Raw genomic sequence first — 17,647 nt, 5'->3', positions numbered from 1 at the left:
ATCCCCGGCACCTCGTCGCGCAAGGTTGCCTTCCCGCGCGACGCCGAACGCTACAGGCCCCGCAGCGCCATCGCGCGAACCTTCTGCCGCATCGAGGATTCCCGCGGCATCGCCACCCGATACGACAAGACCGCCCGCAACTTCCTCGCCGCCGCCTGCCTCGCCGCCGCCATCACCTACCGGGCGCGATTGAGTCCAGAGCCTGGGGCACGGCATCCGGAACGGAGCGCCCCGCTGGAGCGGTCGATGGTCGCGGCGGCGCAGGGCGTGTCACGCCTTCCCGGCGCGTCGCCGGCCCCGCCGGCACCGTGTCAGTGCCGCGCGAACACCCGGTCGCCACCCCCGCTGCCGCCGAACAGCAGGACGTCGTAAGGTGTCCCCGGGATGTCCATGCCGGGCGCCGAAGGCGGCATGCCAGGGACAGCCAGGCCCCGCGCCGGCGGGCGCTCGGCCAGCAGCCGCCGCACGTCGGCGGCAGGCACGTGGCCCTCGACGACATAGCCCGCGACGATGGCCGTGTGGCACGACCACAGCGCCTCCGGGACGCCGTTCGCCCGCTTCACCGGGGCGACGTCTTCCACCTCGTGCACGACCACCTCGAAGCCGGCCTGGCGCATGTGCCGCGCCCAGGCCCCGCAGCAGCCGCAGCCGGGATCCCGCCAGACCTCGATCCGCGGGCCGGCCGCGGCAGCCCGCACCGCCCCGGCCGCCGTCAGGGCGGCGAGGAGCAGCGCGCCCCGCCGCGTCGCGGCGCCCAGCATCGTCCTGCAGCCGGTCACGGTCCGTGCCCTCGCAGGGCGCGGAAGTGCTCCGCCATCAGCGCGTCGGCGGTGCGCTTCTGTTGCTCCGACAGCGTGGCATAGAGCGACCGCGCCGCGTCCGCCACCGACCGGATCGCCTCGAGCCGCGCCGAGAGCAGCGCGATCCACCGCTCGATCTGCTCGGGCGCGGTACCCGCCTGGGCGGCGGCCTGCATCGCCTGGGCGTAGGCCTGCCGCAGCCGGGCGGCGGCGGCGCGCATGGCGTCCGCGAAGGCATTCCACTGCGGCATCTGCGCCTCGGTGATGCCGAGCTCGGCGCGGTAGTAGGCGAGCCGGCCCTCGATGCGCTCGAAGGGGCGCATGCCGTCGGGATCCATCATCATGCCGGGCCCCATGGCGCCGCCCCGCGGTGCGCCCGTCATCATCCGGCCCGCGGGCCCGCCGCGGCCCTGCCGGTCCTGGTCCTCGATCTCCACGCGGATGCCCGGACCGACGTTGATGATGACGTTCATCGGCGCGCCGCCAGGCCCGTAATGCCGCATCATCATCCCCATGCCGGGCATTCCGCCAGGGCCGCCGCCCATCATCATGCCGCCGGGACCGCCCATGCCCATGCCCGGGCTGCCGCCCATCCGGCCGGTGCCGCCGGAGGCGCCCGTGCCCGGCGCCGACGGCGGCTGCGCACCGGACGGCGCGGCCGGCGCGGCGGCGGCCCCACCCGGATGGTGCGGATCCGGTTGCGGCTGGCCCTGCTGGGCCAGCGCGGGCAGCGCCAGCAACAGGAGCGCTGCGCCCGCTGTGGCACCGGTAGGCCTCATCGTCCTGCGCATCGTGCTCCTCCTCTCCTCGTCTTCCGGCCTGCCGGCTGCCAGGCGGTGCCGTCGGAAGCCGGCGCGACCGGCGGCACGGTGATTCGCCGGCACGATCGGACCAGTCTCGGGCCCCTGCCGTCTTGCGCAGGATCAAATGCCGGCGTTCGGAGTGCCGCCGACACGAAATGATGCAAAACCCGCCCGCCCCGCGTGACCCGCCGACGGCCCTCCTTCCCCCGCGGACAGGGCGGCCACCGCGCGGCACCCCCGGCGAGGCCGCCGCCACGCCGCCCTGACCCTTCAGTCCTCGCGCGCCTCGTCCAGGACCATGCCGGGCCCGGCGGCGACCGCGCCGCGCAGCGCCAGGCGCAGGAGCTCCGCCAGGCTGCGCACGCCCATCTTCTCCATCACCCCGGCACGATGCCTCTCGACCGCGTGCGGGCTGGTGCCGAGGGCCCGGGCGATGGCGTTCGTCGGCCGGCCCGCCACCAGGTGCTGCAGCACCTGCCGCTCCAGCGGGGTGAGGACGGAGAGACGGACAGCGACGCCGGCGTCCCAGCCATCCGGCCCGCTGGCCCGCGGGCCAGCGCCGAGCGCGGCGCGAACGGCGGCGAGCAGCACCTCGTCGTCGAACGGCTTCTCGATGAAGGCGGCGGCGCCGGCCGCGAGCGCCTGGATCGCGACCGGCCTGTCGCCGTGTCCGGTCATGACGATGACCGGGAGCGGGACCTCGAGTTCCAGCAGCCGCCGCTGGAGGGCGAGACCGTCCATGCCCGGCATGCGGACGTCCGTGAGCACGCAGCCCGCCGTCAGGCGCGTGGCGACGCCGAGGAAGATCTCCGCCGTCTCGTAGGTGCGCACCGCCAGCCCCGCGGACTCGAACAGGAACGCCAGGGAGTGGCGGACGGCATCATCGTCGTCGATCACATGGACGGCGGCATCCTCGGCCATCGGCACCGACCTCTGGTATCCCTTCTCGCGCCCGTCGTCCTCCGCGCTTCCTGCGCGGACACGATGGGCCGAGCGCCGCAGGCCCGTGCCGGACGGGACCTCGCCGCCAGCCGATGGCCATGCGCCATCCCGGATAGCCGAGCGCGCGACCCGGGTCGAGGGAAGGACGGCCTGCAGCGCCGCGACTACGTAGTTTCCCTTATGCGGACGGCAGCCGGCGCCGGCCGCTCCCTCGCTCCGCCGATCCGGCGCCGCCGCGCGCGGAAGGGGCTAATCCCAGCCGAGGAAGCCCGGCATGGTGCGGATCGGCGGCGCGGTGCGCAGCCGCTCGAGATCCGGCAGCGGGCGGCGCAGCGCCGGATCGGCGGCGAAGGCCTCCTCCAGCGCCGCGGCGACGCCGAGCACGAAGGCATCCCCGCCGCGCGGCCCGACGATCTGCAGCCCGAACGGCATGCCGTCGCGGTCCACCCCGACCGGCAGGGAGACCGCGGGGTGGCCGACGAGCGAGACCGCGTAGGCGCACGCCAGCCAGTGGTAGTAGGTGCGGGTCGGCTGTCCGTCTATCTCCGCCGGGTAGAGCTCGCGCCAAGGCCGCGGGCTCACCGTGATCGCCGGCGAGATCAGCACGTCGTGCTCGCGGAAGAAGGCCTGCCAGCGGCGGTAGATCTGCGTCTGCAGGCTCGCCGCGCGGGCGTGGTCGGCGAGGGAATAGCGCAGCCCCTCCTCGACGTTGGCGATGACGTTCGGCCCGCAGTCCTGCGGCCGCGTCCGCACCTTCTCGAGATGCGCGGCAAGCGCCCCGCTCGCCCGCAGCACCGCGAAGGCCTCGTCGGTGCCGCTGCAGTCGGGGCTCGCCCCCTCCGCCACCGCGCGGAACAGCGGGCGGCAGGCGGCGACGCGGGCGCGGAACACCTCGCGGATGTGGCGCTCCACGGGCGCGAAGCCGAAATCCTCGGTGGCGGCGAGGCGGAGCGTCGAAAGGTCCACCCGGGGCGGGGGGAAGAACAGCGCCGGGTCGCCGCGCACCGCGCGTCCGTGCAGCGTGTAGGCGAGCGGGTCGCAGGCGTCGTCGGAGGCCATCGCCGAGAGCAGCAGGCAGGCGTCGGGGATGTCGCGCGCCATCGGTCCGAGCACGGAGATCGGAGACCAGCCGTGCGCGCGCCGCTCCGCCGGCACCAGGCCGGGACTCGGGCGGTAGCCGACCACGCCGCAGAAGGCCGCCGGGTTGCGCAGCGAGCCGCCGGTGTCGGAGCCGGTCGCGATCGGCACCATGCCGGTCGCGAGCGCGACCGCGGAGCCGCCGGAGGAGCCGGCCGCGCTCCTCTCGGGATCGAAGGGGTTGCCGGTCGCGCCGTAGACCGTGTTGCGGGTGTTGGCGCCGAGGCCGAATTCCGGGACGTTGGTCTTGCCGAGCACGATCGCGCCGGCGCGCCGCAGGTTGGCGACCATGTGCTCGTCGCGCGCCGGGACGTGGTCGCGGAAGATCGGGCTGCCCCAGGTGGTGCGCAGGCCCTCGGTCTCCTCGAGGTCCTTCACCCCGAGGGGCAGGCCGTGCAGCGGGCCGAGCGGCTCGCCGCGCATCATGGCCTGCTCGGCGGCGCGGGCGGCGGCGCGGGCGCGCTCGACATCCAGCGCCACCATCGCGTTGACGGCGGGGTTGATCGCCTCGATGCGGGCGAGGCAGCTCTCCAGCAGCTCGACGGGCGAGAGGGCCTTGCGGCCGATCAGCCGGCGCGCCTCCACGGCGCCGAGGTCGCAGGGTTCGGTCACGGGGCGGCAAGCTCCTTCCGGTAGGCCGCGAGGGTGCGGTCGTCGAAGCAGGCGAAGACGACGTCGAGGTCGCCGTTGCGGGCGAGGTCGTCGCGCACCGTGGCGACGGCGATGCGCGTCGCCTCCTCCAGCGGGTAGCCGTAGATGCCGGTGGAGATGGCGGGAAAGGCGATGGAGCGCCCGCCCGCCTCGCGCAGCCGGGCGAGCGCGGCGCGGTAGGCGCTGGCGAGCAGGCCGGCCTCGCCGCGCGTGCCCCCGTGCCAGACCGGGCCGACCGCGTGGATCACGTGGCGCGCCTTGAGGCGGAAGCCGGGGGTGATGCGCGCCTCCCCGGTCGGGCAGGGCGCGAGGGCGGCGCAGGCGGCGGCAAGCTCCGGCCCCGCGGCGCGATGGATCGCGCCGCTGACGCCCCCGCCGGGGGTGAGACGCTCGTTCGCGGCGTTGACGATCGCGTCCACGTCGAGGGTGGTGATGTCCGCCTTGATCGCCCGCATCGGCATGGCGGCCCTCCTTCCGCTCAGTAGCCCAGCGCGCAGCCGTCCTTGCGCGGGTCCGAGGCCCCGATCAGCACGCCGCGCCTGCGGTCGATGCGGATCGCCTGGCCGCCGCCATGCGGCTTCTCGACCAGCACGCAGCGGTGGCCGAGCCGGTTCAGCCGGTCCACGACCTCGCCCGGGATGCCGCGCTCCACCTGCACCACGTCGCCCTGCGGCGTGTCGAGCGGCATCAGCCGCGGCAGGTCGAGCGCCTCCTGCAGGTCGAGGCCGAACTCGAAGTGGTTGGCGAGGAACAGCGTCTGGCCCATCGGCTGGAAGCGCCCGCCCATCACGCCGTAGGGCATCAGCGCCTCTCCGCCCTGCATCACCATGCCGGGGATGATGGTGTGCAGCGGCCGCTTGCCGGGCGCGATGCAGTTCGGGTGCCCCTCCTGCAGCCGGAAGCCGAAGCCGCGGTTGTGCAGCATCACCCCGGATTTCTCGGCGAGGATGCCGGAGCCGAAGCCCTCGAACAGCGAGTTGATGAAGGAGCAGGCGTTGCCGTCCCGATCCACGACGCAGAGATAGACCGTGTCGCGATGCTTCTCCCAGTCGCTCTCGCCCGCCGGCGGCAGCTCGCGCATCGCCGCGTCGTCGCGGATGAGGCCGGCGAGGCGCTTCAGGTACTCCTTCGACGTTAGGCGCGCGACCGGCACCTCCACCCGCGACGGGTCGGCGAGGAAGGCGTCGCGGTCACGGTAGGCGAGGCGCGCGGCCTCGATGTGGCGGTGGTAGCGCTCGGCCGAGAGCGCCCCCGCCTCGGGCGTGGCGAAGTTCTCCAGGATGCCGAGGATCTGCAGCACGTGCAGGCCGGAGCCGTTGGGGGGGCACTGGAACACCTCGACGCCGCGCCAGGCGAGCGAGATCGGCTCGACGAACTCGGCGACGTCGGCGCCGCGCGCGAAGTCCTCCTCGGTGTGCGTGCCGCCGGCGGCGCGCAGCGTCGCCACCATGTCCGCCGCGACCTCGCCTTCGTAGAAGGCGCGCTTGCCGTGCCGGGCGATGGCCCGCAGCGTGCGGCCGAGCTCCGGCTGCACGAAGCGGTGGCCGAGCGCGGGCGCCTCGCCGTTGACGAGGAAGCGGCGCGCCGCCGCCGGGTGCAGCGACAGCTTGGCGACCGAACCGGCCCAGTCGTGCGCGACGCGCGGCGCGACCGGAAATCCCTCCTCCGCGTAGCGGATCGCCGGCTGCAGCAGCGCCTCGAGGCCGAGCCGGCCATGGGTGCGGCTGAGCAGGTCCCAGGCGCTGATCGCCCCGGGGACCGTCACCGAATGGGCGGAGGTGTTGACCATCGCGGTCAGGCCCGCCGCGCGCAGCGCCTCCGGCGTCGCCCCCATCGGCGCGCGGCCGGAGCCGTTGAGCGCGATCACCTTGCCCGAGCCCGCCGGCGCGTAGAGGCAGAAGCAGTCGCCGCCGATCCCCGTGCTCTGCGGCTCGATCACGCACAGCACGGCGCAGGCGGCGATCGCCGCGTCCACGGCGTTGCCGCCCTGGCGCAGGATGTCGAGCGCGGCCAGCGTCGCCGCCGGCATCGAGGTCGCCGCCATGCCGTTGGTCGCGAAGACGGGGCTGCGGCCGGGGAGATGGAAGTCGCGCATCAGGCGTTGCGTCCTCGCTCTTCGTCGCGCCGGGCGGCGTTCTACTGCGCCGTCCAGCCGCCATCCACCAGCAGGGAATGGCCGGTGATCATCGCCGCCGCGGGCGAGCAGAGGAACACCACCGCCCCCGCCACGTCGCGCGGCATGCCAAGCCGGCCGAGCGGGATGCGCGGCAGGATCTCGGCCCGCCAGGCCGGGTCCTCCGCCCAGTCCCGCGTCAGCTCGGTGAGGATGAAGGTCGGCGCCACCGCGTTCACCCGGATGCCGTGCGGCGCGAGCTCGAGCGCCATCGCCTTGGTCATCCCCTCGAGCGCGTGCTTGGTGCCGCAATAGACGGTGCGGTCGCGGCCGCCGACATGGCCCATCTGCGAGGTCATGTGCACGATCGCGCCCCGCCGCCCCGCCGCCACCATGCCGCGCGCCACCGCCTGGCTCACCATGAAGGCGGCGCGCACGTTGAGGGCGAACATCCAGTCGAAGGTCGCCTCGTCCACCTCGAGGAAGGGCTGGGGCCGGTTGCCGCCGGCGTTGTTGAACAGCGCGTCGAACGGACCCGCGCGCGCGATCGCCTCGCGCATCGCCGCCGCGTCCGTGACGTCGAGCGGCAGGGCGCGCGCGGCGAGGCCGCGGCCCCTCAGCTCCGCCGCCAGCGCCTCCAGCGCCTCGGCGGAGCGCGCGGCGAGCACCACCTCGGCGCCGGCCTCGGCCATGGCGATGGCGGCGGCGCGGCCGATGCCCTTGCTCGCCCCGGTCACCAGGGCGCGCTGCCCGTCCAGCCTGAAGCTCACGCCGATCTCCGCCGCCATGTGTCCGTTCCGCTCCCTTCTCCTGCGCGTCGGCGGCGGACGCTGGCACGCCGGGCCGCGCACGGCAAGGCGGCGGGACGGCCAGAGCCGTTGCCGCTCGGCCGCGCCCGCGGCACCGGCTCCGGTTCATTGCCTGTCGCGCGGATCCACGCTCTCGGCCGTTTCCCGCCGTCCGCGCTCCGCCCTAGCGGCGCAGCACCGCCCGTGCCGCCGCCGCGCCGGAGCGGATCGCGGCCTCGATGGTCGCGGGCAGCGCCGGCAGGGTCCAGTCGCCGGCGAGCACGAGGTTGGCGAGCGGCCGGCGCGGCGGCGCGGGCGGCGCTCCGCCCGCGGCCTGGCGCGGCGTGGCGCGACGCTCCTTGACCGCGCGGCAGGGCGGCGGCGCCTCCGGCCACGCGCCCGGCAGGGCGAAGGCGCGCGCGGCGGCGCGGATCTCCCCCCAGGCGCGCGCGGCGAGCGCCGGCGCCTCGGCCTCGATCGCCGCGTCGGCGGCGCTGACGGTGACGCTGACGCCACCCGGGCGCACCAGCACCCATTGCGCGAGACCGCCGAGCAGCCCGAGGAAGCGCACCGGCGCGCCCGGCACCGCATGCGCGAAGTGCAGGTTGAGGATCGGCGCGAAGCGCGCGGGCACGGGCAGGCCCGGCAGCAGCCGCGCCGCCTCCCAGGGCGGCAGCGCCAGCACCACCGCATCCCCCGGCGCGAGCGGCACCGTCTCCGTGCCGAAGTCGAGCGCCGCGACGCGATCCCCCGCGCGCGCCAGCCCCCGCAGCCGCGCGCCGGTGCGCACCGCGCCGCCCGCGCGCGCGAGCGCCGCGCACGCGGGCGCGATCAGGTCGGGGCCGAGCCCGTCGCGGGCGACCAGCACGCGCGTCGCTCCCGGCGCCATCAGCCGGCGCAGCACCGCGCCGAGCAGGCGCGCGGACGCCTCCCCGGCCGGCGTGTTCAGCGCGGCGACGGCGAGCGGCTCGACCAGCGCGCGGTGCAGCGCGGGATGCGCGGCCATCGCCGCCGCTACCGGGCGGTCGCGCCACGGCAGCGGCAAGGCGAGCCGCGCCAGCGCCAGCAGCGCGCGTGCCGACAGTCCGGGCGGCCGCCGCGCCGCATCGCGCCACGCGGCGGGCGAGAGCGCGATGCGCCGCGCGGTACCGTCGCCGAGGTCGAGCACCGGCAGCCCCTCCGGCTCCGGCTCGATCCACCCGCCGCGCGCGCCGATCGCGGCGAGGAAGCGCAGCGCCGCACGGTTCGCGCCCAGCAGCGCGTGGGTGCCGTTGTCCGTCCCGTCCGGCAGGGCGCGGGCGCGGCCGCCGGGCAGCGGCGCCGCCTCGTGGAGCACCACCGCCTGCCCCGCGCGCGCAAGCCGGAGCGCCGCGGCGAGCCCGGAGAGGCCGCCGCCCACCACATGCACCGTCACGCCGCGCGCGGCCCCTGCGGCGCCGCGATGCCGAGCGCCATCACCGCCATGCGCAGCTTCTCCGCCGCGGTGAGGCGCGGGCGCGGCTCGCGCGCGCCGTCGAAGCCCCGCGCCACCAGCCGCTCCAGCAGGCGGCGGTAGCCCCACATCATCACCCGCGCCGGCAGCAGCGCGCGCTGGTCGAGCCGCGCGATCTCCGCCTCGGCCCGCGCGAAGCCGTCGCGCGCGCGCTCCGCCAGCGGGCGGCACGCCTCGGCGATCCGCGGATGGCGCACGATCTCCGCCGCCGGCGCATCGCCGCCGATGCCGTGCGCGGCGAGCAGGTCGAGCGGCAGGTAGACCCGCTCGCGCAGCGCGTCCTCGTCGAGGTCGCGCAGGATGTTGACGAGCTGGAAGGTGCGGCCGAGGGCGAGGCCGAACGCCTCCGCCTCCGGCACGCCGAAGATGCGCACCGCCATCGCGCCGACGCTGCCGGCCACCCGGCGGCAATAGGTCTCGAGCGCCGCCTCGTCCGCAAGGCGCACCCGGTCGGCGGCGTCGGTCTCCATGCCGGCGATCATCGCCTCGCACTCGGCGAGCGGCAGGGCGAAGCGCGCGCGCGCGTGCGCGAGCTCGCGCGAGAGGGCGCAGTCGGGCGCGGCGAGCTTGCGCCGCCACGCCGCGAGGAAGCGGCGCTTCTCGGCCTCCGGCATCGCCGAATCGGCGATATCGTCCACCGCGCGGCAGAAGGCGTAGAGGGCCCAGAGCGCGCGCCGCCGCTCGCCGCGCAGCGCCGCCATGCCGCGCGCGAAGGAGGAGCCGGCGCGCCGCACCGCCGCGCGCACGATCGCCGCGTCCGAGGGCGGGAACGCCGCCCCGGCGAAGGCGCGCGCGAAGTCCGGTCGCGTCAACGCCACCCGCCGCAGCACCGGGTCGGCGGCGCGCAGCCGGGCGAGCAGGCGCCGGGCGAGCGCGATCGTCACCGCGCTCTGCAGGGCGAGCCGCCGCGAGCGCAGCAGGCGCGGCAGCGCGGCGGCCTCGTCGAGCTTCGCCTCCACCCGCAGCAGCGCCGCATCCAGCACCGCCCGCCGCTCCGCCGCGCGCGCGGGCAGGAAGAACGCCGCCTCCCCGCCGGCGCGCGCGAGCCAGGAGAGAGGCAGGTAGACGCGGTCCAGCGCGGTGCGGTCCGGCACCAGGTCCTGGAGGTGGTTGAGGATCTGCAGCGCCGTGCACAGGGCATCCGCCGCCCCGCCCGCCGCCACGGCGTCCTCCCCGTGCAGGCGGAGCAGCATCCGCCCGACCGGATCGGCGGAGCGGGTGCAGTAGTCCTCGAGCTCGGCCCAGTCGGCGTAGCGGCGCTTCGCGACGTCCTGGCGGAAGGCGGAGAGCATCCGCCGCGCCTCCTCCGTGCCGACGCCGAGCGCGTGCAGCCGCCGCGCCTCGCGCCGCGCCGTCGCCGGATCGTCCAGCGCCCGCTCCATCGCCTCGAGCTCGGCGAGCTTCTGCGCCGCGCCGAGGCGCGGGTGGTCGGCGATGTCGTCGGCGGCGCGGACGAAGCGGTAGAAGGCGAGCACCTGCGCCCGCACCGGCCGCGCCAGCAGCAGGGAGGCGGTCGGGAAATTCTCCTCGTCGTGATCGCGCGTGGGCCGGCGCTCCATGCGCCCTTTGTGGCAGAGCCGGCGCCGCCGTTCCAGTGCGTGCGGCGCCCGGGCGGGGCGAATCCGCCGGCCGCTGTCGCCCGGCCCCGCCCTGTGGCAGTGTGGCGCGATCCGCCGCGGACCGGGCGCGCCTTCCCCCGCCCGCCGTCCGGCCGCCTCATCCCGGGACACCGCCACCCTCCATGCCACGTCGCGCCTATATCGGCCTCGCCACCACCTTCCACGACCCCGCGCTGGCCATCGTCGGCGAGGACGGCGAGATCCGCTTCGCCGAGGCGACGGAGCGCTTCCTGCAGTACAAGCGCGCGCCGAACTGCGAGCCGGACCCGGCGGAGCGCGTCGCTGCCCTGCTCGACCGGCACGTGGAGCGGGACGCGGAGATCGTCGTCGCCACCTCCTGGAGCGCCCCCTTCGCCGAGGGCCTGGCGCGGCGCGCCGCGCGCGGCGGCTTCGCGCTGGAGGCGATCGCGCGGCGCGGTCTCGGCCTCAACCGCTCCCTCGTGCCGGAGATCGCGGAGCTCGGCCTGATCGCCGCGCTGCACGACCAGCAGGCGCGCGCCGGGCGCGGCGTGCTGCTCGCCCTCGCGCGGCATCGCGGCCATGCGCGCGTCAGCCTGCGGCGCTACGACCACCACCTCTGCCACGCTGCCTTCGCCTGCTGGGGCTCGCCCTTCGCGGAGGCGGCGTCGCTGGTCGTGGACGGCATGGGCGAGACCGGCGCGGCGGCGATCCACCGCTACCGCGATGACGGCCGGATCGAGACCCTGCGCCGCCACGCCGGGCGCGAATCGGTCGGCTTCTTCTTCGGCCTGGTCACCGACCTCTGCGGCTTCGACCAGGTGAAGGGCGAGGAGTGGAAGGTGATGGGCCTCGCGCCCTACGGCCGGCGCGACCCGGAGCTGCTGGCGCTGCTGCGCCGCCTCTACGCGGTGCGCGACGGCGAGCTCGTCTTCGCCGACGCCGCGACGGCGCGCGAGGTCGCGGCGGCGCTCGCCGCGCGCCGGCCGCCGGAGGCGGCGGAGCAGGGCTGGGCCGACCTCGCGCGCTGCGGCCAGGACGTGTTCGAGGAGATGATGGCGGTCCTCCTCGCCGAGACGGCGGCGAAGGCGCCGTCGGAGAACCTGGTGCTGTCGGGCGGCTGCGCCCTGAACTCCTCCTTCAACGGGAAGATCGTCGGGCGCACGCCCTTCCGCCGCCTCTACGTCCCCTCCGCCCCGGCCGACGACGGCAACGCCATCGGCGCCGCCTGGCTCGCCGCCTCCGAGGACCTCGGCGGCGCGCGCCCCCCGGCGGCGCGCGGCTTCGTCTCCCCCTACCTCGGCTCGTCCCTGCGCACCGACGCGTTCGGCCCGATGGCGGCGTGGGAGCCGCGCCTCCGGCGGCTGCCCGAGGACCGCCTGATCGCCGAGACCGCGCGGCTGCTCGCCGAGGGGCGGCTCGTCGGCTGGGCGCAGGGGCGGGCGGAGTTCGGGCCGCGCGCGCTCGGCAACCGCTCGATCCTCGCCGATCCGCGTCCCGCCGGCATGAAGGACCTGATCAACGCCAAGGTGAAGTTCCGCGAGGCCTTCCGCCCCTTCGCCCCGGCCATCCTCGCCGAGCACGGGCCCGACTGGTTCGAGGACTACCAGGAGAGCCCCTACATGGAGCGCACGCTGCGCTGGCGGCCGGAGAAGCGGGCCCTGGTGCCGGCCGTGGTGCACGCCGACGGCACCGGGCGGCTGCAGAGCGTGCGGCGCGAATGGAACCCGCGCTTCCACGCGCTGCTCTCCGCCTTCCACCGGTTGACCGGCGTGCCGGTCCTGCTCAACACCTCCTTCAACGTGATGGGCAAGCCGATCCTGCACGGCGCGGAGGACGCGATCCTCATGTTCCACACCACCGGCCTCGACGTGGTGGTGGTGGAGGACGCGATGCTGGTGAAGGACCCGGCCTGGGTGAGGGAGTGAAGGCGCGTGGAGTCCGTGGAGTGCGTCGTCGCCGGCGCCGGCGTCGTGGGTCTGGCGGTCGCGCGCGCGCTGGCGCTCGCGGGGCGCGAGGTGCTGGTGCTGGAGGCGGCGGAGGGGATCGGCACCGAGACCTCCTCGCGCAACAGCGAGGTGATCCACGCCGGGATCTACTACGCGCCGGGCAGCCTGATGGCGCGCACCTGCGTCGCCGGGAAGAGGATGCTCTATGCCTACTGCGCCGAGCGCGGCATCCCGCACCGCAATTGCGGCAAGCTGATCGTCGCCACCAGCGAGGAGGAGGCGGGCCGCCTCGAGGCGATCCGCGCCCGCGCCGCGGCCAACGGCGTGGACGACCTGCGCCTGACCGCCGCCGCCGAGGCGCGCGCGATGGAGCCCGCGCTGCGCTGCACGGCGGCGCTGCTCTCCCCCTCCACCGGCATCGTGGACAGCCACGCCTTCATGCTCGCGCTGCAGGGCGACGCCGAGGGCGCCGGCGCGGTCTTCGCCTTCCGCGCGCCGGTCGAGGGCGGGCGCGTCGGCGAGGACGGCATCGCGCTCCGCGTCGGCGGGACGGAGCCGATGGCGCTCCGCTGCCGGCTGCTCGTCAACTGCGCGGGCCTGCACGCGCCGCGGCTCGCACGCGCGCTCGAGGGCATGCCGGCCGCGCAGGTGCCGAGGGAGTACTTCGCGAAGGGCAACTACTTCACGCTCTCCGGCGTGCGCGCGCCCTTCTCGCGCCTGATCTACCCCGTTCCCGTGCCCGGCGGCCTCGGCACCCACCTCACGCTCGACCTCGCCGGCCAGGCGCGCTTCGGCCCCGACGTCGAGTGGGTGGAGCGCCTCGACTATGCCGTGGACCCGCGCCGCGCCGAGAGCTTCTACGCCGCGATCCGCCGCTGGTGGCCGGAACTGCCGGACGGCGCGCTGCAGCCGGGCTATGCCGGCATCCGGCCGAAGATCGTCCCGCCCGGCGCGCCGCCGCAGGACTTCGTCGTGCAGGGCCGCGCCGCGCACGGCGTGCCGGGCCTGGTCAACCTCTTCGGCATCGAGAGCCCCGGCTTGACCGCCTCGCTCGCGCTGGCCGAGCATGTGCTGCGGGTCGCGGCGGCGGCGCGCTGACTTCCCCTGCGGCAAGGACCGGCGAGCGATGGCCGAGGACAGCCCCTACACCATAGACCGCACGAGCAATTCCCGCCGCCAGGCGGTGGAGGACTGGCTGTGGGGCCTCGATCTGGTCTCGCCGGAGGTGCGCGAGCGCATCGTCACCGCCTGGGTCAGCGCCTGGTCCTCGAGCCCCTACCGCGAGCTGACGGAGATGCCCTTCCAGGCCGGCCCGCCCTTCTATCCGCTGATGCGGCACGTCAACGAGGTCACGCGCGCCGGCGTGGACCTCGCGCGGCGCGCCGCGGCGGACTGGGGCATGGCGGTGGACTGGGACGCGATGGCCTCCATCCTGATCCTGCACGACGTGGACAAGCCGCTGCTCTACCGGCCCGACGCCGGCGAGGACGGCCAGGGCCATTCGCGCCTGTTCCACGAGCTGCCGCACGGCGTGGTCGGCGCGATGCTGCTCCGGGACCTCGGCTTTCCGCACCTCGTCGTCAGCACGGTGGCGACCCATGCCACCAACGCGCCCTTCCACGGGCGGACGATGGAGGCGCAGATCCTGCACTACGCCGACCTCTTCGCCGCCGACCACGCGCTGCGGGCGATGGGCAAGACCCCGTTCTACCTGCGGCACCCCTGAGAGGGCGCCGCGGCGGCGGAATCCCCGACCGTGCGCCGCGCCCCCGCGCTCGCACGCGCCGGCGGCTGCTCCGCGACGTCCCAGCCGGCCCTGTCGCGATCGCCCCTATTCGGCGCGCAGGCCGGCGCGGCGGATCACCTCCCCCCACTTCTCGATCTCGCTGCGGAGGAAGGCGGCGAATTCGGCGCGGCTGTTGCCGCCCGGGATCGCCCCCTGGTCGTACAGGCTGCGCGTCACTTCCGGATCGCGCAGCGCGGTCGCGGCCGCGTGGTGGATGGCGTCGAGGATCGGCTCCGGCACGCGCGCCGGGGCGATCATGCCGTGCCAGTTGTTCGTGTCCACGCCGGGCAGTCCCACCTCGGCCATGGTCGGCACGTCCGGCAGCCAGGGCAGCCGTTCGCGCGTGCCCACGGCCAGGGCGCGCAACGCGCCGGAGCGGATGTGCGGGAGCAGCACCGGCAGGTCGGCGAGCCCCGCCTGCACCTCGCCGGCGAGCAGCGCGGTGGTAAGCGGCGCGCCGCCGCGATAGGCGACGCCCACGAGATCGATGCCGGCGGCGAGCTTGATCAGCTCGCCCGCGAGGTGCGGCATGCTGCCCGGCCCGGTGTGGCCGTAGTTCAGCCGCCCCGGCTGGGCGCGCGCCGCCGCGATGAACTCCTGCATGGTGCGGAACGGCTGCCCGGCGGGCACGACCACCGGCTCCGGCACCAGCACGCCGAGCGTGATCGGGGCGAGATCGCGCAGCGGATCGTAAGGCATCACGCGGCCGGGCAGTCCGGGCGAGATGGCGAGCGCGCCGGCGCTGCCGAAGCCGATCGTGTAGCCGTCGGGCGCCGCCTTGGCGACCACGTCCACACCGGTCGCGCCACCGGCGCCGGGGCGGTTCTCCACCACGACCGGCTGGTTGTTGAGCGTGGCGCTCATTTTGGGCCCGATCGTGCGGGCGACGAGGTCGGTCGGCCCGCCGGCGGCGAAGGGCACGACCACCCGGATCGGCCGGTTCGGGTAGCCCGGCGCTGTCTGCGCCAGCGCCGCCGGCGGTGCGGCGCCCGAGAGTCCCGCGGCAACGAGCGCGGCGGCGATCCAGGATCTGGCCCTCATGCGTGTCCTCCCTGCCTTGCCGGCAGTATCGCCCGGACGGCGCCGCGGAAGGAAGCCGCCTTGTCACCCGGCCGCGAGGAGGGCGGCCGCGCGCGCGCGGCGCATCGCCTGGGCCGCGAACACCACCCCGTCCGGGTCCACGGGCAGCCCGGCGATGTGCAGGGCGCGTGCGGTCCAGGCGTTGCAATTGTAGTCCAGGGCGTAGGGCGTGGCGGCGGCGAAGAAGATGCCGCGCGGATCGTGGCGCTCGGGCAGTTCGAGCGGCGCCCCGCGCGCGTCCTTCGCAAGCTCCGCCCACAGGAAGGCGAGGAGCCGCGCCCGGCCCTCCGCGGCGACGGGCAGCCTCACCACGTCCTCGGCGGCGAAGGCCTCGGGCGGTGCAGGCGCGAAGCCGCTGACGCGGATCGCCGCGGGACCGGGCGCCAGCGCCGCAAGCAGATCGCCCGGGCCGGGGTCCGGATGGGTGAAGTAGCGGCGCAGGCCGAAGCCGAAGAGTAGCCAGCGCGCCTCCGGGAAGCGCGGGAGCAGCGCCTCGCCCAGCGGCGAACCGCCGAGCGCGTGCCCCGGCAGCGCGAGTTCCGTGTGCCAGCCGCGCGCGACAAGGTGCAGCGTCGCGGCGGGCGGTCGCGGGGGCAGGCGCCCGTCCGTCTCGCGCGGCGCGGCGCAGGCGCCCGGCAGCGCGCAGGCGGCGAAGGCGGCGCGCAGGAGGGCGCGCCGCCCGCGCGGCACGGCCATCGGGCGCCCTGCGCGCGCGCCGCCAAGCATACCGGTCCCCAACGCCTGGATCTCGGCCATCGGGCAGGTCCCCGCGGGCCCCGGACGGCGTCGCCGGGCGCGCCCCGGCCGGGGAGGGTTTGCCGGCGCCGCGCGGGGGTCTAAGCTGCCCGCCCGGACAGCGCCGGCGCGCGGCACCGGCAAGGCGGCGGCCGCGGCGTCGCCCGCCAGACCCGCAACGGAGGAGACGCCCGCGCCGCCCCGGCCGATCCGCAGGCCGCCCGTGCGCGCCGCTGCCCTGAGACGACGGCGCGCAATCCCGCGTCCGCCGGACTGCCGGAGACGACCGCCGTTGCGCCTCCCGGGCAGCGCCCGGGGGTAGCAGAACGAGACCACCGCGCCTGGCCGGGCCGCCGACCTGCGACCGGGTTGGCGAAGCAGCCCTCCGCCCCGCCCGCCGCGTCCGGGGGGAGGCCCAGGGCGCGGCGCGCCGTCCCGCCGCGGGGACAACCGGGCCGTCCTCGGCGAGCCGGCCGCCTGTTCGCTGCGCGAGGGGGCGCGCCGGGCGAACCGAGCGCCGCCTCCGTCAGCTCCGCGGCCAGAGCGCCTGCGCCGTCGCGATCGTCTCCGGCGAGACCACCTGCGGGACGCCGCCGCGCCACTGGCAGGTCACCATCACCGCGTCCACGAGGCGGCCGCGCTGGTCGAACTTCAGGTGCCGGCTGGGGAAGTAGAGCGCCGGGCCCTCGTTGCGGATGTCGAGGCTGCGGATCGCCTCCGCCACCTTGCGCCGGTCGGCGGAGCCGGCGCGCTCCATCGCCTCGCGCAGGATCATCATGTCGGCGTAGGGCAGCAGCGAATCGTGGCCGAGCCACGGCTCGCCCGTGCGCGCGACGAAGCGGCGGTTCAGCTCCTCGAGCCCCTTCCCCGGCCAGTTCGAGAGGGTGAACATCATCCCCTCGAGGATCCGCGGGTTGGTCACCTGCGCCAGCTCCGGCGCGCCCCAGTGCCCGCCGTTGCCGATGGTCGGCAGCCGGCCCTGGCCGAGGCCGAACTCGTTCAGCTTCTCGACCAGCAGCTTGTCGTCCGGCACCGCGGTCGAGAGCAGCAGCAGGAAGTCCGGCCGCGCGCTGCGCACGCGCTGGATCAGCGGCGTGGCGTCGGAGAGCGGCGGCGTGAAGGTCTCGTCCACCACGATGGTGAGGCCGTGCTTCTGCGCCTCGCCCTCGCGGATCGGCTTGACGATGCCCTGCGGCGCCGCGGTGTTGTCGGCGATCATGCCGAGCCGCCTCGGCCGCCGCCCGGTCGCGCGCTCGGCGAGCGCGAGCACCTCGGGCAGGGTCTGCCGCGCCTGTGCGCTCGAGGTCGGCGAGCACTGGAAGACGTAGCGGAAGCCGCGCTCGGTGATGGAGTCCGCGTAGGACAGCGTGAGCCACGGGATCTCCGCGCGTTCCGTCACCTCGGTCACGGCGAGGGTGAAGGAGGAGAGCCAGGCGCCCGAGCCGCCGACCAGGTCCGGCTCCTGCGCCACCATGCGCTGGGCGGCGTTCTTCGCCCGCTCCGGGTTCTCGCCGGCATCGTAGATGACGAGCTTCATCTTCGCCCCGCCGAGGGCACGGATGCCGCCGGAGCTGTTGATGTCGTCCACCGCCATCTCGGCGCCGAGGCGCGCGAGGATACCCTGGCGCGCCCAGGGCCCGGACATCGGCGCGAGCACCGCGACCTTCACCTCGGCCGGGTTCTGCTGCGCGCGAGCGCGGCGGAAGCCGGCGCCGGCGGTCGCCGCGCCGAGGCCGAGGGCGAGCGCGCCGCGGCGCGTCGCGGCCGTGTTGCTGAGGGGCGTCGTCATTCCTG

General features: G+C 75.9%; 15 protein-coding genes. 3 read left to right on the top strand and 12 right to left on the bottom strand.

The genetic code is table 11. The annotated features are described in order from the left end of the window. Positions 1–311: 311 nt before the first annotated feature. The 9 genes from K1J50_RS08300 to K1J50_RS08260 all read right to left on the bottom strand — a co-directional run bounded on the left by K1J50_RS08300 (position 312) and on the right by K1J50_RS08260 (position 10,285). Positions 312–779 carry a DUF411 domain-containing protein gene (locus tag K1J50_RS08300; RefSeq protein ID WP_369413553.1) on the bottom strand — a complete coding sequence of 156 codons (468 nt, stop codon included), beginning with the start codon at positions 777–779 and terminating at the stop codon, positions 312–314. Continuing rightward, complete coding sequence (locus tag K1J50_RS08295) at positions 776–1,393, bottom strand: Spy/CpxP family protein refolding chaperone (RefSeq protein WP_220117238.1); 618 nt, start codon at positions 1,391–1,393, stop codon at positions 776–778. Before K1J50_RS08295 ends, K1J50_RS08300 begins: the two co-directional genes overlap by 4 nt. 480 nt (positions 1,394–1,873) lie before the next feature. After that, entirely contained in the window at positions 1,874–2,524 is a 651-nt protein-coding gene (locus K1J50_RS08290) for a response regulator transcription factor (RefSeq protein ID WP_220117237.1), read from the bottom strand. A 270-nt stretch (positions 2,525–2,794) separates the two neighbouring features. Continuing rightward, complete coding sequence (locus K1J50_RS08285; protein ID WP_220117236.1) at positions 2,795–4,294, bottom strand: amidase; 1,500 nt, start codon at positions 4,292–4,294, stop codon at positions 2,795–2,797. Next, positions 4,291–4,794 carry an O-acetyl-ADP-ribose deacetylase gene (locus K1J50_RS08280; RefSeq protein WP_369413552.1) on the bottom strand — a complete coding sequence of 168 codons (504 nt, stop codon included), beginning with the start codon at positions 4,792–4,794 and terminating at the stop codon, positions 4,291–4,293. The genes K1J50_RS08285 and K1J50_RS08280 overlap by 4 nt, the downstream gene beginning before the upstream one ends. Positions 4,795–4,811: 17 nt before the next feature. Continuing rightward, the gene (gene ggt, locus K1J50_RS08275; RefSeq protein WP_220117235.1) at positions 4,812–6,428 is read right to left on the bottom strand and encodes a gamma-glutamyltransferase; all 1,617 of its coding nucleotides are present in this window, start codon (positions 6,426–6,428) and stop codon (positions 4,812–4,814) included. Positions 6,429–6,469: 41 nt separating this feature from the next. Beyond that, positions 6,470–7,234 carry an SDR family NAD(P)-dependent oxidoreductase gene (locus K1J50_RS08270; RefSeq protein ID WP_220117234.1) on the bottom strand — a complete coding sequence of 255 codons (765 nt, stop codon included), beginning with the start codon at positions 7,232–7,234 and terminating at the stop codon, positions 6,470–6,472. A 184-nt stretch (positions 7,235–7,418) separates the two neighbouring features. Next, positions 7,419–8,648, bottom strand: a complete 1,230-nt coding sequence (locus K1J50_RS19565) for an FAD-dependent oxidoreductase (protein WP_220117233.1) — start codon at positions 8,646–8,648, stop codon at positions 7,419–7,421. Continuing rightward, the gene (locus K1J50_RS08260) at positions 8,645–10,285 is read right to left on the bottom strand and encodes a squalene/phytoene synthase family protein (protein WP_220117232.1); all 1,641 of its coding nucleotides are present in this window, start codon (positions 10,283–10,285) and stop codon (positions 8,645–8,647) included. Before K1J50_RS08260 ends, K1J50_RS19565 begins: the two co-directional genes overlap by 4 nt. A 182-nt stretch (positions 10,286–10,467) precedes the next feature. On the opposite strand from K1J50_RS08260, the gene K1J50_RS08255 reads away from it, so the two are divergent. Genes K1J50_RS08255 through K1J50_RS08245 form a run of 3 tightly spaced genes read left to right on the top strand, consistent with a single transcriptional unit; the run spans position 10,468 to position 13,978 of the window. Next, positions 10,468–12,231 carry a carbamoyltransferase family protein gene (locus K1J50_RS08255; RefSeq protein ID WP_220117231.1) on the top strand — a complete coding sequence of 588 codons (1,764 nt, stop codon included), beginning with the start codon at positions 10,468–10,470 and terminating at the stop codon, positions 12,229–12,231. Between the two features lie 6 nt (positions 12,232–12,237). After that, complete coding sequence (locus K1J50_RS08250; protein ID WP_220117230.1) at positions 12,238–13,350, top strand: NAD(P)/FAD-dependent oxidoreductase; 1,113 nt, start codon at positions 12,238–12,240, stop codon at positions 13,348–13,350. A 28-nt stretch (positions 13,351–13,378) separates the two neighbouring features. After that, positions 13,379–13,978 (top strand): HDIG domain-containing metalloprotein, encoded by a 600-nt coding sequence (locus K1J50_RS08245; RefSeq protein ID WP_220117229.1) that lies wholly within the window; start codon positions 13,379–13,381, stop codon positions 13,976–13,978. Between the two features lie 105 nt (positions 13,979–14,083). Here K1J50_RS08245 and K1J50_RS08240 read toward each other — a convergent pair whose 3' ends face one another. From K1J50_RS08240 to K1J50_RS08230, 3 genes are all read right to left on the bottom strand, one after another. Next, on the bottom strand, positions 14,084–15,079 hold the full coding sequence (locus tag K1J50_RS08240) for a Bug family tripartite tricarboxylate transporter substrate binding protein (protein WP_220117228.1): 996 nt from the start codon (positions 15,077–15,079) through the stop codon (positions 14,084–14,086). Between the two features lie 63 nt (positions 15,080–15,142). After that, positions 15,143–15,814 (bottom strand): DUF2459 domain-containing protein, encoded by a 672-nt coding sequence (locus K1J50_RS08235; RefSeq protein WP_220117227.1) that lies wholly within the window; start codon positions 15,812–15,814, stop codon positions 15,143–15,145. A gap of 565 nt (positions 15,815–16,379) precedes the next feature. Continuing rightward, entirely contained in the window at positions 16,380–17,642 is a 1,263-nt protein-coding gene (locus tag K1J50_RS08230; protein ID WP_220117226.1) for an ABC transporter substrate-binding protein, read from the bottom strand. Positions 17,643–17,647 lie beyond the last annotated feature (5 nt).

This window comes from Caldovatus aquaticus, assembly GCF_019458025.1.
GTDB lineage: Bacteria > Pseudomonadota > Alphaproteobacteria > Acetobacterales > Acetobacteraceae > Caldovatus > Caldovatus aquaticus.
Note: the sequence above shows the minus strand (reverse complement) of the source record. Positions and strands in the feature narration are given on the sequence as shown.